The 22037-nt window shown below is 69.2% G+C and carries 17 protein-coding genes and 1 pseudogene; 11 read left to right on the top strand and 7 right to left on the bottom strand.

Going from position 1 to position 22037, the window contains the following annotated elements:
• The first annotated feature begins 128 nt into the window (after positions 1-128).
• Positions 129-893 carry a DeoR/GlpR family DNA-binding transcription regulator gene (locus AC1RCS_RS13255; RefSeq protein WP_218296821.1) on the top strand — a complete coding sequence of 255 codons (765 nt, stop codon included), beginning with the start codon at positions 129-131 and terminating at the stop codon, positions 891-893.
• 160 nt (positions 894-1053) lie between these two features.
• Positions 1054-2547, top strand: a complete 1494-nt coding sequence (gene glpK / locus AC1RCS_RS13260) for a glycerol kinase GlpK (RefSeq protein WP_218296820.1) — start codon at positions 1054-1056, stop codon at positions 2545-2547.
• A 15-nt stretch (positions 2548-2562) separates the two neighbouring features.
• Here the strand turns inward: glpK and AC1RCS_RS13265 are convergent, their stop codons facing one another.
• Complete coding sequence (locus AC1RCS_RS13265) at positions 2563-3282, bottom strand: GntR family transcriptional regulator (protein ID WP_492245054.1); 720 nt, start codon at positions 3280-3282, stop codon at positions 2563-2565.
• Positions 3283-3375: 93 nt separating this feature from the next.
• On the opposite strand from AC1RCS_RS13265, the pseudogene AC1RCS_RS13270 reads away from it, so the two are divergent.
• The 3 genes and pseudogenes from AC1RCS_RS13270 to proC form a co-directional block, all read left to right on the top strand.
• A pseudogene (locus AC1RCS_RS13270) lies at positions 3376-4503 on the top strand (thiamine pyrophosphate-binding protein); the annotation flags it as partial.
• Positions 4430-4921, top strand: a complete 492-nt coding sequence (locus tag AC1RCS_RS13275; protein WP_492245123.1) for a VOC family protein — start codon at positions 4430-4432, stop codon at positions 4919-4921. The pseudogene AC1RCS_RS13270 and the gene AC1RCS_RS13275, both read left to right, overlap by 74 nt.
• A 34-nt stretch (positions 4922-4955) precedes the next feature.
• Positions 4956-5792: a pyrroline-5-carboxylate reductase gene (proC, locus tag AC1RCS_RS13280; RefSeq protein ID WP_218296815.1), complete on the top strand. Its 837-nt coding sequence runs from the start codon at positions 4956-4958 to the stop codon at positions 5790-5792.
• A gap of 94 nt (positions 5793-5886) precedes the next feature.
• Here proC and ubiA read toward each other — a convergent pair whose 3' ends face one another.
• On the bottom strand, positions 5887-6774 hold the full coding sequence (ubiA, locus tag AC1RCS_RS13285) for a 4-hydroxybenzoate octaprenyltransferase (protein WP_492245053.1): 888 nt from the start codon (positions 6772-6774) through the stop codon (positions 5887-5889).
• A 129-nt stretch (positions 6775-6903) separates the two neighbouring features.
• Between ubiA and AC1RCS_RS13290 the strand changes: the two genes are divergently transcribed.
• From AC1RCS_RS13290 to AC1RCS_RS13305, 4 genes are read left to right on the top strand one after another with little or no spacing between them, the layout of a single operon-like run.
• Entirely contained in the window at positions 6904-10356 is a 3453-nt protein-coding gene (locus AC1RCS_RS13290; protein WP_492245052.1) for a response regulator, read from the top strand.
• 14 nt (positions 10357-10370) lie between these two features.
• Positions 10371-11210: a CheR family methyltransferase gene (locus tag AC1RCS_RS13295; RefSeq protein WP_218296812.1), complete on the top strand. Its 840-nt coding sequence runs from the start codon at positions 10371-10373 to the stop codon at positions 11208-11210.
• Positions 11207-11818: a chemotaxis protein CheB gene (locus tag AC1RCS_RS13300; protein ID WP_492245051.1), complete on the top strand. Its 612-nt coding sequence runs from the start codon at positions 11207-11209 to the stop codon at positions 11816-11818. Before AC1RCS_RS13295 ends, AC1RCS_RS13300 begins: the two co-directional genes overlap by 4 nt.
• Positions 11819-11874: 56 nt before the next feature.
• Positions 11875-13011 carry a hybrid sensor histidine kinase/response regulator gene (locus tag AC1RCS_RS13305; RefSeq protein ID WP_492245050.1) on the top strand — a complete coding sequence of 379 codons (1137 nt, stop codon included), beginning with the start codon at positions 11875-11877 and terminating at the stop codon, positions 13009-13011.
• 20 nt (positions 13012-13031) lie between these two features.
• On the opposite strand, the gene AC1RCS_RS13310 is transcribed toward AC1RCS_RS13305, so the two are convergent.
• The 5 genes from AC1RCS_RS13310 to recG all read right to left on the bottom strand — a co-directional run bounded on the left by AC1RCS_RS13310 (position 13032) and on the right by recG (position 19376).
• On the bottom strand, positions 13032-13400 hold the full coding sequence (locus AC1RCS_RS13310; protein WP_218296811.1) for a response regulator: 369 nt from the start codon (positions 13398-13400) through the stop codon (positions 13032-13034).
• A 172-nt stretch (positions 13401-13572) separates the two neighbouring features.
• Complete coding sequence (locus AC1RCS_RS13315; RefSeq protein ID WP_218296810.1) at positions 13573-14076, bottom strand: Dps family protein; 504 nt, start codon at positions 14074-14076, stop codon at positions 13573-13575.
• 122 nt (positions 14077-14198) lie between these two features.
• A complete protein-coding gene (locus tag AC1RCS_RS13320) occupies positions 14199-15938 on the bottom strand; it encodes a dipeptidase (RefSeq protein WP_492245049.1) in 1740 nt (579 codons plus the stop codon).
• A gap of 158 nt (positions 15939-16096) precedes the next feature.
• Positions 16097-17062 carry a LysR substrate-binding domain-containing protein gene (locus tag AC1RCS_RS13325; protein WP_218296808.1) on the bottom strand — a complete coding sequence of 322 codons (966 nt, stop codon included), beginning with the start codon at positions 17060-17062 and terminating at the stop codon, positions 16097-16099.
• Between the two features lie 88 nt (positions 17063-17150).
• A complete protein-coding gene (gene recG / locus AC1RCS_RS13330; protein ID WP_492245048.1) occupies positions 17151-19376 on the bottom strand; it encodes an ATP-dependent DNA helicase RecG in 2226 nt (741 codons plus the stop codon).
• 145 nt (positions 19377-19521) lie between these two features.
• Here recG and AC1RCS_RS13335 point away from each other — a divergent pair, with 145 nt between their 5' ends.
• Positions 19522-20802 carry a cyclic di-GMP phosphodiesterase gene (locus AC1RCS_RS13335; RefSeq protein WP_218296806.1) on the top strand — a complete coding sequence of 427 codons (1281 nt, stop codon included), beginning with the start codon at positions 19522-19524 and terminating at the stop codon, positions 20800-20802.
• 82 nt (positions 20803-20884) lie between these two features.
• Complete coding sequence (gene queA / locus AC1RCS_RS13340) at positions 20885-22009, top strand: tRNA preQ1(34) S-adenosylmethionine ribosyltransferase-isomerase QueA (RefSeq protein WP_492245047.1); 1125 nt, start codon at positions 20885-20887, stop codon at positions 22007-22009.
• Positions 22010-22037 lie beyond the last annotated feature (28 nt).

Consider the following 22037-nt stretch of genomic DNA (forward strand, 5'->3'; position numbering starts at 1 on the left):
GCAAAACGCCTCGTTTTCGATTGCGTTCATTTTTGTTCTTTTTTGATCGTATTGAATCAAGGTTTACCCTTAACAGGTTCCTTTTTGTTCGATTTAAAGTATCTCCAATCCTCAGACCATTGATTCGCGTGAATACGAACCCCCGACAACTGCTGCTTCTCGAAGAAGTCCGCGCGCGCAAGTCCGCCACGGTCGAACAACTGGCCGACACGCTGGGCGTGACGCTGCAGACCGTGCGCCGCGATGTGCAGCGCCTGGCCGAGTCCGGCCTGCTCACGCGCTTCCATGGCGGCGTGCGCGTGCCCAGCTCCACGGTGGAGAACCTGGCCCACACCCAGCGCGAGACGCTGCATGCCGAAGGCAAGGCACGCATAGCGCGCGCCGTGGCCGAACAGGTGCCCAACGACTGCTCGCTGATCCTGAACATCGGCACGACCACGGAAGCCATCGCCAAGGCGCTGCTGCACCACCGCGGCCTGCGCGTGATCACCAACAACCTGAACGTGGCTGCCATCCTGAGCGGCAACCCCGAGTGCGAGGTCATCGTGGCCGGCGGCGTGGTGCGCGCGCGCGACCGCGGCATCGTGGGCGAGGCGGCGGTGGACTTCATCCGCCAGTTCAAGGTGGACATCGCGCTCATCGGCATCTCGGGCGTCGAGCCAGACGGCTCGCTGCGCGACTTCGACTACCGCGAGGTGAAGGTGGCGCAAACCATCATCGAGCAGTCGCGCGAGGTCTGGCTGGCGGCCGACCACAGCAAGTTCAACCGCCCGGCCATGGTGCAGCTGGCCACGCTGCAGCAGATCGACCGCCTGTTCACCGATGCGCCACCGCCCGAGCCCTTTCCCGTATTGCTCCAGGACGCCGAGGTCATCTGCACGGTCGCTGCATGACAGAAGGCCCCCCTGAGTCGCCTGCGGCGCCTTCCCCCGGTGGGGGACGACGCCCTCGCTGCGGGGCGGCCCTTGCTCGGCGTCCGCTGGCCTGGGCCGCGCGCTGATCGACCGCCGTGGACACTACGTGGATTCATACATTTCGGAGCCCCTCGTCACCATGACCTACCTGCTCGCCCTCGACCAAGGCACCTCCAGCTCCCGCAGCATCGTTTTTGACGAAGGCGGCCACATCGTGGCGCAGGCGCAGCTGGAGCTGCCGCAGATCTACCCCCAGCCCGGCTGGGTCGAGCATGACCCGCTGGAGATCTGGCGCACCCAGCTGGCCACGGCACGCGATGCGCTTGCCAAGGCGGGCATAGCAGCGAGCGCCGTGCGCGCGGTGGGCATCACCAACCAGCGCGAGACCACGGTGCTGTGGAACCGCAGGACCGGCCAGCCCGTGCACCACGCCATCGTTTGGCAGGACCGGCGTGCCGAACCCGCCTGCGCACAGCTGCGCGAACAAGGCCACGCAGCCACCATCCAGGCCAAGACCGGGCTGCTGGTGGACGCCTACTTCTCGGGCACCAAGCTGCAGTGGCTGCTGGACCATGTCCCCGGTGCGCGCGAAGCCGCCGAGCGCGGCGACCTGGCCTTTGGCACGGTGGACAGCTGGCTGATGTGGAAACTCACCCATGGCCAGGTGCATGTGACGGACGTGAGCAACGCCTCGCGCACCATGCTCTTCAATGTGCACACCAACCAGTGGGACGACGAGCTGCTGGCGCTGCTGCGCATTCCCAGGGCGCTGATGCCCGCAGTGCTGCCGTCGAGCGCCCACTTTGGCGACATCGCCCCCGACCTGCTGGGCCACTCCATCCGCATCGGCGGCGTGGCGGGCGACCAGCAAAGCGCGCTGTTCGGCCAGGCCTGCTTCACGGCCGGCATGGCCAAGAACACCTACGGCACCGGCTGCTTCATGCTGATGCACACGGGCGGCGTGTTCCAGACCAGCCAGAACGGCCTGCTCACCACCAGCGCGGCGCAGGCAGGCACGGCGCCCGAATACGCCATGGAGGGCAGTGTCTTCGTGGGCGGCGCCGTGGTGCAGTGGCTGCGCGACGGCCTGCGCGCCATCTCCACCAGCAACGAGGTCGAGTCGCTGGCGCAGAGCGTGCCCGACTCGGGCGGCGTGATGATGGTGCCCGCCTTCACGGGCCTGGGCGCCCCGTACTGGAAGCCCGATTCGCGCGGCACCATCACGGGCCTCACGCGCGGCACCACGCTGGGCCACATCGCCCGCGCAGCGCTGGAAAGCATCGCCTACCAGAGCGCCGCCCTGCTCCTGGCCATGAGCCGCGATGCCGTGGTCGCCGGCGGCGCACCGGTCAGCGAACTGCGCGTGGACGGCGGCGCCTGCATCAACGACCTGCTGATGCAGTTCCAGGCCGACCTGCTGGGCATCCCGGTGGTGCGCCCGGCCGTCATCGAAACCACGGCCCTCGGTGCAGCCTATCTGGCGGGGCTGTCGAGCGGCGTGTACCGCAGCACGGACGAACTCTCGCAGCTGTGGCGCGCCGACCGCCGCTTCGTCCCCACGCTGGGCAGCGCGCGCGCGCAGGAGCTGATGGCGAACTGGGAACACGCCGTGCGGCAGACCACGGCCGCATAGGCAGGCTCACCGCCTTCAGGCCGCGGGCGGCATGGCCCCGGGCGGCTGCGCCTGCTCCTGCGGCAGGTAGATGCGCGCCAGCCCCCGCGTGATCGCGTCCACGATCTGGTCGCGCCGCAATGCGATGTGCGCGGACAGCAGACGCTCGCTCAGGGCCGGGTCCCGCGCGCGCAGGGCTTGCAGGATGTCCTGGTGCTCATGCTGGGTGGAATCGCGCCCGACGTTTTCCATGTCAATCCAGCGGATGAACCGGATGCGTTCATTGACGCTCAGCAGCATGCGCCGCAATTCGGAATTGCCCGCCATGTCCGCGATGCGCATGTGAAAGCCCTCGTCCAGCTCCACCAGCCGCTGCACCGCAGCCGCGGCGGGAACGCGCCGGCTCTCCTCCAGGTAGGAACAGGCCTCTTCCACCTGGGCGTCCGTTGCCCGCTCGATCGCCAGCCGCATGCATTCGCGCTCGATCGCCACGCGCGCTTCATACAGGTCCAGCGTTTCCTGCACGTCGAGCGGGCGGCGCATGTAGCCCCGCGTGGCCGGCTGCAGGAACCCTTCCGTCACCAGCCGCCCCAGGGCCTCGCGCACGGGCGTGCGGCTCACGCCCAGGCGCTCGGCCAGCTCGATTTCGCTCAGGCGCTCTCCGGGCTTGAACTGGTAGGCAATCGCCATGTGCCGCAGCGTGTTGTAGACGCTGGAACCTCTCTCGCGGCGAATCTTGGCAATGGGAGCTGTCATGGGGGTGTATTGTGCACGCGCTCTTTCAGAATTCATTTAGGTATACTTAAATGAATTCTCGCGAATCACCCAACCCGACGAAGGCCCTCCGACATGACGACCCCTTTCAATGGCGCCGATGCGATGGTGCGCATGCTGCAGCACAACGGCGTGAAGCACATCTTCGGCCTATGCGGCGACACCAGCCTGCCGTTCTATGACGCCCTGGCGCGCCTGGACCACGGCATCGACCACATCCTTACCCGCGACGAGCGCAGCGCCGGCTACATGGCCGACGCCTACGCCCGCGTGACCGGCAAGGTGGGTGTGTGCGAGGGCCCCAGCGGCGGGGGCGCCACCTACCTGCTGCCCGGGCTGGTGGAGGCCAACGAGTCCTCCGTGGCGGTGCTGGGCATCACCTCGGATGTGTCGGTGGGCGCGCGCGGCAAATTCCCGCTGACCGAACTCGACCAGCAGGCGCTCTACCGCCCCCTGACCAAATGGAACACCACCATCGACCGGGTGGACCAGATTCCGCATGCCGTGCGCAGTGCTTTCCGTGCCATGACCACGGGCCGCCCCGGCGCGGCCCACATCTGCCTGCCCTACGACGTGCAAAAACATGCCATCGACCCCGCGGAGGTGTGGGCGCAGCCAGGGCATGGCCAGTTTCCCGCCCACCGCTCGGCACCCGACCCCGCGGCGGTGGACGAGGCCGCCGACCGCCTCGTGGCGGCCACGTCGCCCGTGCTCATCTGCGGCGGCGGCGTGGTGATCGCTGGCGCCAGCGCGGCGCTCGACGCCCTGGCCACGCTGCTCAACGCGCCGGTCTGCACCAGCGTGAGCGGCCAGGGCAGCCTGGCCGACACGCACCCGCTGAACGCGGGCGTGGTCGGCACCAATGGCGGGATCGATGCCACCCGCGCCGTGGTGGCGCAGGCCGACCTCGTCCTGTTCATCGGCGCGCGCGCGGGCTCCACCACCACCGAGCACTGGCAGATGCCGTCCCGCAAGGTCACCATCCTGCACCTTGACGTGGATGCGATGACCATCGGCACCAACTACCGCACCGACGTGGCGCTGGTCGGGGATGCCCTGCTCGGCCTGCAGGCGCTGCACGCCGCGGTGCAGGCGCGCATCGGGCGCCGCCCCGGTCGACGGCGGCCGGCTGCGGCCCGACGGCGCGCAGCTTCGCTGGCAGACCGCGCGCCACGCCACGCCGGACGTTCCCTTCCTGTGCGGCGACATCACCCCCCGGGCCCTGCGCGTGCCCGAAGGCGCCGCCCGGGTCCACCCCAACGGCGCAGAGGGCGCTGCGGCGCTGACGGTGGCCGTGCACGACCTGGATGCCACCCTGGCGCGCTACCAGGCCCTGCTGGGCGCGCAGGCGCAGGCCGCCACCCTGGCCAGCGCAGGCGGAATCCGCACCGCGCGGCTCCCGCTGGGCAGCACGCTGCTGTGGCTGCAGAGCCCCGAGCGCGCGGCCAGCGCCCCCGGCGCGGCAGAACCGCCCGCCGCCCAGGCGCTGCGCGAGCGGCTGGCCTCGCGCGGCGAAGGGCCCTGCGCGCTGGTCCTTCGCCGCCGCGCTGACACGCTCCCGCCCGGCACCGCGGCCACCCACGGCGTCGCGCTCCAATGGCTGGCCGCCGAGATTCCCTAAACTGCCAGCTTTTGATTCCCTCCGCCTGCCCGACATGAACACCACCGCCGCTCCCACCTCCCTGCCCGTCATCGCCTTCATCGGCGGTGGCAACATGGCCAGCGCCATCATTGGCGGGCTGATCCACCAGGGCCACCCCGCCCGCGACATCGAAGTGGTCGAGCCCTGGCCCGAAGCGCGCGAGGCGCTGCGCAAGAACTACGGGATCGAGGCCCAGCCCGAAGCCGGCCCCGCCCTGCAGCGCGCCCGCATCGTGGTCTGGGCCGTCAAGCCCCAGACCTTCAAGGACGCGGCCGCCCAGGCCCGGGCCCACACGCAGGACGCGCTGCACCTGAGCGTGGCCGCCGGCATCCGCTCGGACAGCATCGCCCAATGGCTGGGCACCGAACGCATCGTGCGCACCATGCCCAACACGCCGGCGCTGGTGGGCAAGGGCATGAGCGCGCTGTATGCCCGCCCCGCCGTGGACGCGGCCGCCCGCGTGCAGGTCGAGTCCATCATGGCGTCCACCGGGGAATTCCTGTGGGTGGAAAGCGAAAAGCAGCTCGACGCGGTCACGGCGCTGTCGGGTTCGGGCCCGGCGTATGTCTTTTACTTCCTGGAAGCCATGACCCGCGCGGGCGTCGGCATGGGGCTGTCGCAGCAGCAGGCGCACCAGCTGGCCGTGGGCACGTTCGTGGGCGCATCGGAGCTGGCGCGCCGCTCCGACGAGCCGCCCGCCGTGCTGCGCCAGCGCGTCACCTCCAAAGGCGGCACCACCTACGCGGCGCTGCAGTCCATGGAGGCCGCGGGCATGGGCGCGAGCTTCGAGGCCGCCATGCGCGCCGCCGAGCAGCGGGCGCTTGAACTGGGCGATGAATTCGGCGGCTAAGCCCCGAGGCGCTGCCCTGGCCGGGGCCATGCCGTCCGCGGCCAGCGGGTACCGCGCAGCCCCGTGACAGGCGGAGACACCGTCTGCAAACGGGTCAATGGGCCGCCAGCTGGCGCAGCAGATAGCTGCCGGCGATCCCCGCGAACACCGTGGCGCCGAGCCAATGGTTGACCCGGAAGGCCTTGAAGCACCCCTCGCGGGTGCGATGGCGGATCAGGCGCCAATGCCACAGCACCTGCACGAGCGCACCGGCAATTGCTATGCAAAACATAGCACCTAGCGCATACCGATCAAGCGCTACAGCCCAAATGGACAGGAAGAGCAGATAGAACGCCACGATGGCCGCCACGTCCAGGCGGCCCAGCGTGATGGCCGAGGTCTTGATGCCGATCCGCAGGTCGTCGTCGCGGTCCACCATGGCGTATTCGGTGTCGTAGGCCAGCACCCAGAACAGGTTGCCCAGCCACATCCACCAGGCCACGGCAGGCACCGCGCCCTGCACCGCGGCGAACGCGATCACGATGCCGAAATTGAACGCGATGCCCAGCACCGCCTGCGGCATGGAGATCACGCGCTTGGAGAACGGGTAGGCGATGGCCACCAGCAGCGCGGGCACCGACCAGGCGATGGCCGCGGCGTTGGTGGTGAGCACCAGGCCGAACGCCAGCAGCGCCAGCACCGCGCCCAGGGCCAGGGCTTCCTTCACGCCCACGGCGCCCGTGGTGACCGGGCGCTGCGCCGTGCGCTTGACATGCCTGTCGAAGTCGCGGTCGGCCACGTCGTTCACGCAGCAGCCCGCGCTGCGCATGAGGATGGTGCCCAGCACGAACACCGCCAGCAGGTGCCAGCCCGGAAACCCGTCCGCCGCGATCCACAGCGCGCTGAGCGTGGGCCACAGGCATACCAGCCAGCCGGCGGGGCGGTCCCAGCGAATGAGGTCAAGGTACAGGGCGAAGCGGCTGCGCAAAGATACGGACGGCATGCGGGCTGAGCGGAAAAGGACGGTGGAAACCCGCCGGACACGCGGGCGCACCGAATGTAGCAGGGAGGGTACGGGCAGCCCGAAGAACCGGTAAAGTCTCCCGTTCCCTTCCACTACGGACCAGCCCGCATGCCCCGATCATCGAGCCCCCAGGCCGCCACGCGCTTTGCCATCCCCCGCACGCTGCTGGCGGGTTTCGTGGTGGCGGCCCTGGCCACGCTGGTCATCGCTCTGGTCAATTTCCGCGCCTCCGAACTGCGCGCCGACGCGGTCGATGCGATGGACCGGACCACCCTGGCGATGCGCCAGCTCAATCTGCTGAGTTCGGCCCTCAAGGACGCGGAGACGGGCCAGCGGGGCTACCTGCTGACGGGCGAAGCCCCCTACCTGCAGCCCTACCAGCTCGCGCTCACCGCGGTGGAGCGGCAGATGTCCGCCCTGAAGGCCAGCACGGCGGACAACCCCGTGCAGCGGCGGCTGGTGGTGCAGATCGATGACCTGGCCCAGCAAAAGCTGCGCGAGCTGAACGAAACCATCGAGCTGCGCAAGGCCGGCAATGCCGACGGCGCGATGGCGCTCGTGCACACCGATGCCGGCAAGAACCTCATGGACCGCGTGCGCGACCTGGCCGCCGACCTGTTCACGCTGCAAAGCCAGCAGCTGGAAGCCCGCCGCCAGCAGTGGGTGGATGCCGCCACGGCCTCCGCCTACTATTCGTGGGGCGGCTCGCTGGTGCTGCTGGTGCTGATCTGCGTCTCCGCCGCGCTGACCGCGCGCGAATACCGCGCCAAGGCCCTGCAGTCGTGGGTGGCGGCGGGCCTCACCGGCCTGGGCCAGCGCATCCAGGGCGACCACCGGCTCGAGGACATCGGCGAGCTGGCCCTGGAATACCTGGCCACCTACCTCAAGGCCTCCGTCGGCGCGGGCTATGCGGCCAATGGCCACGGCAGCTTCGCGCTGTTTGGCGGCTATGCCCTGCCGCGCGAACGCCTGGAGCAGAAACTCCTCGCGGGCGAGGGCCTCGTCGGGCAGGCCGTGCGCTCGCGCCAGCTGCTGCATGTGCGCGATGTGCCGCCGGGCCACCTGCAGGTCGCCTCGGGCACCGGGCAGTCCGGCCCGGCCGAGCTGCTGGTGGCGCCCGCAGTGGAAAACGGCGAAGTCTTCGCCGTGATCGAGCTGGGCTTCTACCGGCCGGTGGGCGAGGCCGAGCGCGACCTGATGGAGCGCGCCTCGGAGATGCTGGCCGTGGCCATCCGCTCGGGCATCGACCGCACGCGCCTTGAATCCCTGCTGGAAGAAACCCAGCGCCAGTCCGAGGAGCTGCAGATGCAGCAGGAAGAGCTGCGGGTCAACAACGAGGAGCTGGAGCAGCAAAGCCGCGTGCTGCAGGAATCGCAGGCGCAGATGGAAGTGCAGCAGACCGAGCTGGAGCAGACCAATGCGCACCTGGAAGAGCAGACCCAGCAGCTCGAGCACCAGCGCGAACAGCTCCTGCGCGCCCAGAGCGCGCTGACCGACAAGGCCCGCGAGCTGGAACTGTCGAGCCAGTACAAGAGCGAATTCCTGGCCAACATGAGCCATGAGCTGCGCACGCCCCTCAACTCCACGCTGATCCTGGCCAAGCTGCTGTCGGACAACAAGCCCGGCAACCTCAGCAGCGACCAGGTGAAGTACGCGCAGACCATCTACGCGGCCGGAAACGACCTGCTGGCGCTCATCAATGACATCCTGGATCTGTCCAAGATCGAGGCGGGCCAGGCCACCGTGGCCGTGGAGCCGGTTTCCATCGCACGGGCCGTGCAGGCACTGGTGGACCCGCTGCGCCCGCTGGCCCAGGAAAGGGGCCTGGCGCTCAACGCCACCGTGGCCCCGGACGTGCCCGCGACCATGGACACCGACCCCCTGCGCCTGGGACAGGTGCTCAAGAACCTGCTGTCGAATGCGATCAAGTTCACCGAGCAGGGCTCGGTGGCGCTGCACGTGTCCCGCAACCCCGGCGACACGCTGTCGTTCGTGGTCAAGGACACCGGCATCGGCATTCCCGCGCACCAGCAGGAACTGATCTTCGAAGCCTTCCGCCAGGCCGATGGCAGCACCCACCGCAAGTACGGCGGCACGGGCCTGGGCCTGTCGATCTCACGCGACCTGGCGCAGTTGCTGGGCGGGCACATCACCGTGGAAAGCACGCCCGGCCAGGGCAGCGTGTTCACGCTGGTCCTGCCCCTGCAGCTGGAAGCGGCCATGCCGGTGGCGCCCCTCCTGCCCGCGAGCGTGCGCGCGGAGCCCGCCCCGCCCGCCGATGCGCCCGCGCGGCTGCCCGCCGCGGCGCCGCAGGACGCCCCGCCCCCTCCGGGCACCCGCGCGGGCCCGGCGCCACTGCCGCGTGCCGGTGCGCGCAGCATTCTCATCATCGAGGACGACGAACGCTTTGCGCACATCCTGCGCGACCTGGCCCAGGAAATGGGCTTCGAGTGCGCCGTGGCCCTGAACGCCGCCGACGGCATGCTGGCCGCCACGCAGAGCCTGCCCAGCGCCATCGTGCTGGACGTGAACCTGCCGGACTTCTCGGGACTGGGCGTGCTCGACCAGCTCAAGCGCAACCCGGCCACGCGCCACATCCCCGTGCACGTGGTGTCGGTGGCCGACTATTCGCAGGAAGCCATGGGCCGGGGCGCCGTGGGCTACGCGCTCAAGCCGGTCAAGCGCGAGGAACTGGTGCATGCGCTGGAGCGCCTGGAGGCCAAGTTCACCCAGAACATGCACCGCGTGCTGGTGGTCGAAGACGACGAGCGCCAGCGGGAAAGCGTGCGCCACCTGCTCAGCCGCGATGGCGTGGAGATCGTCTGCGCCGGCACCGCCGCCGCCGCCCTCGAACACCTGCGCGGCGCGACCTTCGACTGCATGGTGATGGACCTGAACCTGCCCGACCTGAACGGCTACGAGCTGCTGCAGCAGATGACCGAGCAGGACGGCGTGTCGTTCCCGCCCGTCATCGTGTACACCGGCAGGGCGCTGTCGCGCGACGAGGAACAGCTGCTGCGGCGCTTCTCCAAGTCCATCATCATCAAGGACGCCCGCTCGCCCGAGCGGCTGCTGGACGAAGTCACGCTGTTCCTGCACCAGGTGGAGTCCGAGCTGTCCGCCGAACACCGCCAGATGCTGCAGGTGGCCCGCAACCGGGACACGGCCCTGGAAGGGCGCACCGTGCTCGTGGTGGAGGACGACGTGCGCAACGTGTTCGCGCTCTCCAGCATCCTCGAGCCCTCGGGCATCCGCGTGGAGATCGCCCGCAACGGCCGCGAAGCGCTGGACGCCCTGGCCCGCGCCGACAGCGGCGCAAGCGCCCATGCCATCGACCTCGTGCTCATGGACATCATGATGCCGGAGATGGACGGCTACACCGCCATGCGCGAGATTCGCGCCCGCCCGGAATGGCGGCGCCTGCCCATCATCGCGCTCACCGCCAAGGCCATGAAGGACGACCAGGAAAAATGCCTGGCGGCCGGAGCCAACGACTACATCGCCAAGCCGCTCGACGTGGAAAAGCTGCTGTCGCTGGTGCGGGTCTGGATGCCCAAGTAACCCGGCAGCGCACCATGCCCCACCGCAAGAAGGCACGCACGGCGGACATCGAGCAGCGCCTGCTGATCGATGCGATCTACCACCGCTACCACTACGATTTCAGGGGCTATGCGCAGGCGTCCCTCAAGCGGCGATTGAACACGGCCCTGCTGCAGTTCCAGTGCCAGACGCTGTCGCAGCTGCAGGACCGCGTGCTGCACGAGCCCGCGGTGTTCCCGGCACTGCTCGAGTACCTCACGGTGCAGGTCAGCGACATGTTCCGCGACCCAAGCTACTTCCTGTCGCTGCGCAACGAGGTGGTGCCCCTGCTGCGCACGTACCCGTCGCTCAAGGTCTGGGTGGCGGGCTGCAGCGCGGGTGAGGAGGTGTATTCGCTGGCCATCCTGCTGCACGAGGAAGGCCTGCTCGAGCGCACGCTGATCTACGCCACCGACATCAACCCCCATGCGCTGCATGCCGCCGAGGCCGGCGTGTTCGACGTGGCCCGTGTCGCGTCCTTCACCGAGAACCATGCCCGCTCGGGCGCGCGCAGCTCCCTGTCGGACTACTACTCGGCCCACTATGGGCGGGCGGTGTTCGACAAGTCGCTCAAGGAGCACATGGTGTTCTCGGACCACAGCCTGGCCACCGACAGCGTGTTCGCCGAGATGCACCTGGTCTCCTGCCGCAACGTGCTCATCTACTTCGAGCGCGAACTGCAGGACCGGGCGCTGGGGCTGTTCCGCGATGCGCTGTGCCACCGGGGCTTCCTGGGCCTGGGCTCCAAGGAGTCGCTGCGGTTCTCCGGCCAGGCGGATGCCTTTGACGACCTCGTGCCCGAGGACCGCATCTACCGCAAGAAGGCGGGCCTGTGACGCGGCCACGACACCCGCCAGCCGAGCCCCTGGAGGGCTACGACGCCATCGTGGTGGGCGGGTCCTCCGGCGGCATCGATGCGCTCATGCAGGTGCTGCCCGCGCTGCCCGCCAGCCTGCGCGCCGCGGTGCTGATCGTGCTGCACCTGCCCCGCGACCGGCGCAGCCTGCTGGCGGAGATCTTCCGGCAACGCTGCGCGCTCCCCCTGCACGAAGCGCAGGACAAGCAGTCCATCGCCCCGGGCACGGTGTACTTCGCGCCGCCGGACTACCACCTGCTGGTGGATGCGGGGCCGGGCATCGCGCTGTCCGTGGACGCGCCCGTGCATTTCTCGCGCCCCTCGATCGACGTGCTCTTCGAATCCGCGGCCGACCAGTATGGCGGCCGCCTGGTGGGCATCCTGCTCTCGGGCGCCAACGAGGACGGGGCCCACGGCCTGCGGTCCATCCGCGCCGCGGGCGGGCTGGCCATCGTCCAGGAACCCGCCAGCGCGGCCATGCCCGCCATGCCGCAGGCCGCGCTGGCCTGCACCGAGGCCCACCACGTCCTGCCCCCCAAAGGCATTGCCGATCTGCTCGCAGACCTGCACCGCCAGCGCCTGCTGTGATGCACCGCGCCCTTACCCACCCCGACGCCCACATCCTCTCCCCGCACGCGAAGACCATGCCACACACCGACCGCATCAAATGCCTGCTCGTCGATGACATTCCTGAAAACCTGATCGCGCTGGAAGCGCTGCTGCAGCGCGACGGCCTCGACATCCTGAAGGCCCAGTCCGGCCCGCAGGCACTGGAGCTGCTGCTCGCCCACGGGGACGTGGCGCTGGCCCTGCTCGATGTGCAGATGCCGGAGATGAATGGCTTCGAGTTGGCCGAACTGATCCGCGGCAGCGAGCGCACGCGCCATATTCCGCTGATCTTCATGACCGCCGGTTCCCGCGAGCAGAACTGGCAGTTCCGGGGCTACGAAAGCGGTGCGGTGGACTTTCTGTACAAGCCCATCGAACCGCACGTGCTCACCAGCAAGGCCAACGTGTTCTTCGAGCTGCACCGGCGCAAGCAGGCCCTGGCCCACGAACTGAAGGAGCGCACGGCGGCGCTGCGCATCAACGAGATGTTCATGGCGGTGCTGAGCCACGACCTGCGCACGCCCCTGATGTCGATCACGGCGGCCGCCACGGTGCTCAAGCGCCAGCCCGATGCCGAGAAGGTGGGCGCGATGGCCGACCGGGTGCTCAGCAGCAGCCAGCGCATGGGCCGGATGATCGAAGACCTGCTGGACGTCACCCGCATACGCCACGCGGGCGGGCTGGCCCTGCAGCTGGGCCCCGTCGGCATGCAGGCCGTGGTGCAGCGCGCGCTGGACGAGGTGCAGACCGGGTTCCCGGCCCACCGCATCGAGTCCACGCTGGCGGGGGACCTGGCCGGGGTCTGGGACGCCGAGCGCATGTGCCAGGTGATGACCAACCTGGTGGGCAATGCCATCCACCACGGCGATCCCGCACAACCCGTGCGCATCGCGGTGGACGGAACCCAGGCGGGGAGCGTGTCGGTCTCGGTGGCCAACGGGGGCGTGATACCGCCAGGCCTGCTGCCCCATCTTTTCGACCCGTTCCACGGACGGGAAAGAGAGCCGGGACGCCACCAGGGGCTGGGGCTGGGACTGTTCATCGCGCACCAGATCGTTCGCGCGCACTCGGGGAACATCGAGGTGTGCTCACAGGACGCAAGCACCTCTTTTCGCGTGACCCTGCCCCGGGTCTCGCCTGCGCCCGGCGATCGCAAGGCACCGCCGGCCTGAGCCGGCACCGCGGTGGCGCGTCAGGCGACGGGGCGCGCCACGGCCTCGCGGATGGAACTCAGCAGCTGCTCCAGGTCCTCCAGGTCGAAGGGCTTGAGCAAGGTCCGGACATTGGGGCCCCAGGCGCCGGGATAGTGGCCCAGCTCATAGCCCGAGCACAGGACCACCCAGCGTTGCGGGTCCTGTGCCAGCAGCCGGCGCGCGAGATCCGTCCCCGAAATGCCGGGCAGGCTCACGTCCGAGACCAGCAGGTCGTAGGACTGCAGGGCATCAAGCTCCAGGGCTTCTTCGGCCGTGGCGCACGAAGTCACCGTCTGGCCTTCGCCCTCCATCAGCATGCCAATGGTCTCGCGCAGTTCGGCGTTGTCTTCCACGTAGAGGATTCGCATACATCACAGATTTTCTTGTCCTCCATGCCCCTGACGTCGCCCCACGGCAGCAGGCGGCATGCCCAAGCCCGGATCATCCACACAAGCCAGGCGGCCCCCTGTAGGACAACACGCACTTCCGTCCCCTCGGGGCGCACACGGGCGCCGCCCCGCGTCCAGGGCTGCGGTGCGGCTACTCCTCCAGCAGCGAGCGCAACATCCACGCCGTCTGCTCGTGCACCGTCAGGCGCTGCGTCAGCAGGTCCGCCGTGGGCTCGTCGCTGGCCTTGTCCGCCAGCGGGAACAGGCTGCGGGCGGTGCGGGCCACGGCCTCGTGGCCTTCGACCAGCACACGCACCATATCGAGCGCCTTGGGCGGCTTGGCGGGCGCGTCGGGCACCGTGGCGAGCTTGCCGAACTCGGCGTACGAGCCGGGCGCCACATGGCCCAGCGAGCGGATGCGCTCGGCGATCGGGTCCACCGCGTTCCACAGTTCGGTGTACTGCGCCATGAACATGGTGTGCAGCGTGTTGAACATGGGGCCCGTCACGTTCCAGTGGAAGTTGTGCGTGGTCAGGTACAGCGTGTAGGTGTCGGCCAGCAGGCGCGAGAGGCCTTGCGCGATCGCGGCGCGGTCCTTGTCGCTGATGCCGATGTTGATGCTGGGGGCTGCGGTGGTCTTGGGGGCCTTGGCCATGGGAAGCTCCTTCGTTGGAATGGGGGTCAATCGATGGAATCCGCCGCGCCATCGCAGCCCGGAAGGCTCCGGGCCACGGCGCACGGCGGCTGGTGGTCACTGTAGCGCAGGCGCCAAAGCCATCACTGCATCTGGCTCAAATTCCCGATGCGCACGAGCATCTCGGTGAACATCTGCATGTCCGCGTCCAGGTCCACCACTTCCTTGAACTCCTTGGCGTTGTGGGCCGTGTACTTCTTGCCCGGCATGGCGGGTCCGAAGTTGATGGCGTTGGGCATGAGCTTGGCCGTGGTGCTGCCGGCCGTGGGCACGGGCTTGGCTTCCAGTCCCGTGGTGTCGCCAAAGGTGTTGAGCAGCGTGGAGAGCCAGGCGCCCTGGGGATCGCGGGCCATCCAGTTGCCCTGTTGGTGGTCCACCTCCACCGCCACGCCGGCCTGGGCGCCCCAGGCCTTGATCTTCGCGGCCGTCGCCTGGGAGAGCGCCTCGGGCGTGCTGCCGCGGGGCATGCGCACATTCACCAGCACATCGACCTTGCCATCCTTCTCGCGGATGAGGTTGGGCGACATCGTCAGCGGGCCCATGAAGTCGTCGGCATACGCCAGGCCCAGCGTGCGGCCCAGGTAGTCGGTGCCGTACAGGTCGGTGAGGTAGCGCACGGCCTGCGCGTAGCCGTTGGGGGCGAGCGCCACGCCGGATTCCTTCAGGAACAGCGCCAGGCGCGGCAGCGGGTTCACGCCTTCTTCAGGGCGCGAGCCGTGGGCCGATGCGCCGGTGACCTTCACCTGCACGGCCGCGCCGTCCAGGGCCACATCGATGCTGAAGGGCCCGCCCTGCGGCTTGTACTTCTCGACGAACGCCGCCTTGGCAGCGTTCAGGCGCGCCGACACGTCGGCGGTGTTGCCTCCCTGCAGTCTGGCCGTGGCGGTCTGCGGCACGGCGTTGGCCGATGCGGCGCCGGCCATGGCGGTGATGGCGGTGGCGCTGACGCTAGCCATCGATCCCAGCGCGAACGAGGCGCGCAGCGCGCCGGAGCCCTTCTCGGCCACCACGGCGGGGTACTTGCTGTCGAGCACGATGTTGTACTCGGGCAGTTCGGTCCTGGCGCGGTAGTACTTCATGGCGTCGCCACCGGTCTCTTCCGTCGTCTCGATCATGAGGCGGATGGTGCGCGACAGCGGCAGGCCGCTGTCCTTGACCGTCTTCATCGCATACAGCACGGCGGCGATCGAGCCCTTGTCGTCGATGGAGCCGCGGCCGTACAGGTTGCCGCCCACGCGCGTGAGCTTGAACGGGTCCAGGCGCGTGCCGTCGTCCAACACCCATTCGTCGGCCACCACGGGCACCACGTCGGCGTGCGTGAGGATGCCGAACTCCTCCTTGCCCGTACCGGGCAGCTTCACTTCAAAAATGCGGTTGTCCACATTGCGGTACTGCAGGCCAAAATCGCGGGCCATGCGTTCCACCAGCGCGCCGAAGGCGATGATGGACTTGTCCTCGTGCGGCGGCACTTTCTCGGACCGGAAGGTGGGGAGCGCCACCATCTTCGCCGTGGCGTCGATCACCGCGGCCTGGTTGTGCAGGCGGTTGTACAGGCCCAGCAGGCGGCTGATGTTGACCAGGTCATCGCCCGCCAGCGGCTGCTTGGCCGCATAGGCCGAGACGCTGGCGCGCAGCAGCGGGTTCTCGCGCGCGGCCTGGGCCAGGAACTCGGTGAAGCTGCCTTGCGCTGCGGCGGGCAGCACGGCCACCAGGCGGTCCATGTCGGCCTTCTTGACCGTGCCCGCCGAGGGTGCGTTGGTGGGCATGCTGGTGCACGCGGCCAGGCCCAGGGCCAGGCCGGCGGCCATCAGGATTTTTTTCATCTATTGCTTTCCTTGGGTTGTGGAGTGCGCAGGGCGCCCGCGGTGCGCATGTGGCGCAGCCCCGCGGTGCGGACGGCCCGTTGGCGCCGCCCGCGGCGTGCCGCCCGAAAGCAGCCGCACGCCATGCGGGGCGAGAGTGTAGTCCCGCGCAGGCGGGGTCAGGACAGGCGCTTGACGCCGGGCAGCTCGCAGGCATACACGGCGTTGCGCAGTGCCGCGATGGCTTCGTAGCGCGTGAAGCTGCGCCGCCATGCCAGCACCACGCGGCGCATGGGCGGCGGCCCCCCATCCTCTTCACGGATGGGCAGGTAGCGGATGTAGGTCTCGTCGCTCTTGCGGCGGCGTGACACGGTCAGCAGGGCGTCGCGCGGCACCGACAGGCGCGGCACCAGGGTCACGCCCATGCCCGCGGCCACCATGTGCTTGATGGTCTCCAGCGACGAGCCCTCGAAGGACTTGCGGATGCCCTCGGCATTGCTCGCAAAGCGCGCGAACTCGGGGCAGACCTCCAGCACGTGGTCGCGAAAGCAGTGGCCCGCCCCCAGCAGCAGCATGGTTTCACTCTTGAGTTCGGCGGCCGTCACGGATTTCTTGGCCGCCAGCGGGTGCGAACTGGGCACCGCCGCCATGAAGGGCTCGTCGTACAGCGGCGCCATGGCCAGGCCCGTGTCCGGAAACGGCTCGGCCAGGATGGCGCAGTCGATCTCGCCCGTGCGCAGCATTTCCAGCAGCTTCACCGTGAAGTTCTCCTGCAGCATGAGCGGCATTTGCGGCGAGCGGCCGATGGCCTGGCGCACCAGGTCGGGCAGCAGATAGGGCCCGATGGTGTAGATCACGCCCAGGGTCAGCGGGCCGGCCAGCGGGTCCTTGCCGCGCTTGGCGATTTCCTTGATGGCCGCCGCCTGCTCCAGCACGCTCTGGGCCTGGCGCACGATCTCCTCGCCCAGCGGCGTGACCGAGACCTCGCCCGCGCTGCGCTCGAAGAGCTTCACGTCGAGCTCTTCCTCCAGCTTCTTGATCGCGACCGACAGCGTGGGCTGCGAGACATAGCAGGCATCGGCCGCATGGCCAAAGTGCTTCTCGCGCGCCACGGCGACGATGTACTTGAGTTCGGTCAGGGTCATGGTCTGTTCCTGGGCTGGGGGTGAATGGCAGTCCCCTGCCCATGCTGCGCGCGCGGCAGCGCGCGGCGGCTTGGGGGGAATGTCATCTTCATGCCTTCAGATAGTCCGATTTTCCACCCAACCAGCGCGCCACGTGTTGCGCCGCCAGGTCCGGGTGGCGGTCCAGCATCACCGGCGCCAGTTCGCGGGCCCAGTCGAGCAGCACGGTGTCGGTGGCCAGGTCGGCAAAACGCAGCAGCGCGTCGCCCGACTGGCGCGCGCCCAGGAACTCGCCGGGGCCCCGGATCTCCAGGTCGCGCCGGGCGATCTCGAAGCCGTCGTTGGTCTCGACCATGGCACGCAGGCGCTCCTTGGCGGTCTCGCCCACGCGGCCGCTGTCGTTGGTGGCATACAGCAGCACGCAGGCGGACGCCGCCGCGCCGCGCCCCACGCGGCCGCGCAGCTGGTGCAGCTGCGACAGGCCAAAGCGCTCGGCATGCTCGATGACCATGAGCGAGGCGTTGGGCACGTCCACGCCCACCTCGATCACGGTGGTGCTGACCAGCACGCCCATCTGGCCGCTGGTGAACAGCGCCATCACCGCCTTCTTCTCGGCGCTGGGCATGCGCGAGTGCAGCAGCCCGACCATGACGCCGGGAAGCGCTTCGCTCAGATCGGCATGCGTCGCGGTGGCATTGGTCAGGTCCAGCGCCTCGCTCTCTTCGATCAGCGGGCACACCCAGTACACCTGCCGCCCGGCCTCCACCTGGGCGCCGATGCGCTCGATGACTTCGTCCTTGCGGCTGTCGGCGATCAGCTTGGTGACGATGGGCGTGCGGCCGGGGGGCAACTCGTCGATCACCGAGACGTCGAGGTCGGCGTAGTAGCTCATGGCAAGCGTGCGCGGGATGGGCGTGGCGCTCATCATCAGCATGTGCGGCTCCATGGGAACCTTGCGCCCCCACGCTCCGCCGCTGCGCGGGTCGCTGCCCCCCGAGGAGGCCGCGTCGCCTTGGGGCGGCCCGGCGGCGACGCCCTCCGCCAGCTTTTGCCGCAGCGCCAGCCGCTGCGCGACGCCAAAGCGGTGCTGCTCGTCGATGATGGCCAGCGCCAGATTCCTGAACCGCACCTGCTCCTGGATCACGGCGTGGGTGCCCACCACCAGGGCGGCCTCGCCGCTCTCGACCAGCGCGAGCATGGCGGTGCGGTCCTTCTTCTTTTGCCCGCCCACCAGCCAGGCCACCCTGCGGCCGCGCGCGGCCAGCAGAGGTTCGAGCCAGCCGATCATCTTGGCGAAATGCTGCTCGGCCAGGATCTCGGTGGGCGCCATCAGCGCGCACTGCCAGCCCGCGTCCATGGCCAGGCACGCGGCCAGGGCCGACACCACGGTCTTGCCCGATCCCACGTCGCCCTGCAGCAGCCGGTGCATGGGTACCTGGCGCGCCAGGTCGGCCGCGATCTCCTCGCCCACGCGGCGCTGCGCGGCGGTCAGGCTGAAGGGCAGCACGGCCATCAGTTGCTCGTGCAGCGGCAGCGCACCATCGGTGGGCCGACGCACCTTCAGCACCGGCGCACGCAGCATGTCCCGCGCGCGGCGTGATTGCTGCTGCGACAGCTGCTGGGCCAGCAGCTCCTCCACCTTCAGGCGCTGCCACGCGGGGTGGCTGTGGTCTTCCAGCGTGGACAGTGCCACGTCCGGCGTGGGGTGGTGCAAAAAAGTGAGCGCCTCGCGCAGGCTGAACAAGCGCGGGAGGCCATTCTGGCTTGTAAAACGCGCATACGGCGGCTCGGTGCCGGGTGGCAGCGTGTCCGACAGGTCCACCCGGGCCAGCGCGCCAACCACCGCGCGGCGCAGGTAGGGCTGCGGCAAGCCAGCCGTGGTGGGGTAGACGGGCGTGAGCGCGGCGGGCAGCTCGCCGCCCGCGAGGCGGAATGCGGGGTGCAGCATCTGCCGGCCCCAGAACCCGCCCTTGACCTCGCCCCGGATGCGCAGGCGAGCGCCCACGGACAGGGTCTTCTGGTGCGAGGGGTAGAAGCTGAAGAAGCGCAGCTCGCACGTGCCGGAGCCGTCCTCCACCTGCACCACCAGCTGGCGGCGCGGGCGCAGCTGCACCTCGCTGGCGGTCACGGTGGCTTCGATCTGGACCATCTGCCCGTCGCGCGCGCTGGCCAGCGGGGTGATGCGGGTTTCGTCCTCGTAGCGCAGGGGCAGGTGCAGGGCCAGGTCGATGTCGCGCTGGAGGCCCAGCTTCTGCAGCGCCTTCTGGGCCACCGATGCACCGCCCTTGGACACGGCAGGCGCCGCCGCCGCCGGGGGGCTAGGGCGAATCGGCATTCACATGTCCCCTAGGGGAAACTCTGGATACGGCGGCGGGCATGTAGCGGGTTTTACGAACGACACGAATGGGCAAAAAGGCTACCATGGTTACCACTGCCAGCGCGTCAAAGCAGGCGCCTTTTCCGAGTCCAGGGGTCTTGCCATGCTCAAGCGCATCCAAATTCAGCACCTTACCCTGGGCATGTATCTGCACGAGTTCTGCGGCTCGTGGATGGAGCACCCCTTCTGGCGGGCCAAGTTCCTGCTGAGCGACCCCAAGGACCTCGCCCGCATCCAGGCCACCGCGATCCATGAATGCTGGATCGACACCTCCCGGGGCCGGGACGTGGCCCCCGGCACCGCCTCGGTGTCCCGCGAGGAGGTGGACGCCCAGATCGAGACGGACTTCAGCCGGCTGGAGGACCTGCCGCCCATCAAGGTCACGCTGCCCTCCCCACCCCCGCCGCCCAGGCGCGACCGCAAGCCCGCCGACATGAAGAGCGAGCTCAAGGCCGCCGCCGCCCTCTGCGTGAAATCCAGGGAGGCGGTGATTTCGATGTTCAACGAGGCACGCCTGGGGCGCGCGGTGGACTCCGCCAGCGCGCAGAGCCTGGTGGAGGAAATCTCGGACTCCGTCACCCGCAACCCGGGCGCGCTCATCAGCCTGGCGCGCCTGAAGACGGCGGACGACTACACCTACATGCATTCGGTGGCCGTGTGCGCGCTCATGGTGGCGCTGGCCAAACAGCTCAGGCTCAAGGACGACCAGCAGCGGCTGGCCGGCATGGCGGGCCTGCTGCACGACCTGGGCAAGGCCGCGGTACCGCTCGCGGTGCTCAACAAGCCCGGCAAGCTCACAGACCAGGAGTTCACCGTGGTGCGCAGCCATCCGGTGCAGGGCTTTCACATGCTCAAGGAAGGCGGCAACATGCCCGACGCGGTGCTGGACGCCTGCCTGCACCACCACGAGAAGGTGGACGGCTCCGGCTACCCGGACAAGCTGCAGGGCGATGGCATCAGCGTGATCGCGCGCATGACGGCGATCTGCGACGTGTACGACGCCATCACCTCCGACCGCCCCTACAAGCGCGGCTGGGACCCCGCCGAATCGCTGCGCCGCATGGCCGAATGGACCCAGGACCACTTCGACGCGCGGCTGTTCCAGGCGTTCGTCAAGAGCATCGGGATCTATCCCGTGGGCTCGCTCGTGCGGCTGACCTCGGGCCGCATCGGCGTGGTGACCGAGCAATCGGCCGCGGCGCTCACCACGCCCCACGTCAAGGTGTTCTTCTCCACCAATTCCGGCCTGCGCGTCCCGCCCGAGACGGTGGATCTCTCCGCCCCGGGGTGCCACGAGAAGATCGTCGCCCGCGAAGACCCGGACAAGTGGCGCTTTCCGGACCTGAACGAGCTGTGGTCGGGCTTTCCGGAAAAGACCTGGTAGGCCCGGCCCCCGGCCCCGCCGTGGGAAAATGGCGGCCTCCCCGCTTTTTTCTTGGCACGGGCCTGTCCGGCCCTCAAGCCCCATGACCGCATCCAGCCCGCCTGCCCCGCGCACCTACACGCTCAGCGACTTCGACTTCTCGCTGCCTCCCGAACTCATTGCCCAGCACCCCGCCGCCGAACGCAGCGCCTCGCGCCTGCTGGACGGACGCGCCATCGAGCCCGTGGACCGCATCTTCCGCGAGCTGCCCGGCCTGCTGCGCGAAGGCGACCTGCTGGTGTTCAACGACACCCGGGTGGTCAAGGCGCGCATCTTTGGCGAGAAGGCCAGCGGCGGCAAGCTGGAGCTCTTGATCGAGCGCGTGCTGCCCGCCGAAGCCGGCGGCACGGGCAACGAAGTCGTGGCCCACATGAAGGTCAGCAAGAAGCCGCTGCCCGGCAGCACCGTGCACATGGCGGGCGGCCGCCACGGCGGTGGTTTCGACGCCACGCTGCTGGGCCGCTGGCCCCAGGACGACGGCCCGCTGTTCCGCTTTGCGCTGCACGGCCCCGCAGGCGAGTCGCCGTGGGAGCTGATGGACCGCCACGGCCACCTGCCGCTGCCGCCCTACATCGAGCGCCAGCAGAACACCGGCCACGACCCCGACGAAGCCGAGGACAGCCAGCGCTACCAAACGGTGTTTGCGCGCGCCCCCGGCGCCGTGGCCGCGCCCACCGCCGCGCTGCACTTCGACGAGGGCGTGCTGGCTGGCCTGGCCGCGCGCGGCATCGAGCGCGCCAGCGTCACGCTGCACGTGGGCGCGGGCACCTTCCAGCCCTGCAAGACCGAAAACCTGGCCGAGCACCAGATGCACAGCGAGTGGTACGAGGTGCCGCTGGCCACGCTGGCCGCCCTGGAGCGCTGCCGCCAGCGCGGTGGCCGCGTGGTGGCCGTGGGCACGACCACGGTGCGCACGCTCGAATCGTGGGCGAAGACCGGTCTGGCCACGGGCGACACCAGCATCTTCATCACGCCGGGCTTTGCTTTCCAGGTGGTGGATGTGCTGGTCACCAACTTCCACCTGCCCAAGAGCACGCTGATGATGCTGGTGAGCGCGTTCGCGGGCTATGCGCACACCATGGGCCTGTACCGGCACGCCATCGCGCAGGGGTACCGGTTCTTCAGCTACGGGGATGCGATGCTGCTGGAGCGCCCACCCGCGCGTTGACCGGCGATGCGGCCCTGCGGCTCCACGG

It is taken from the genome of Acidovorax sp. GW823-FHT01C06, from assembly GCF_058798375.1.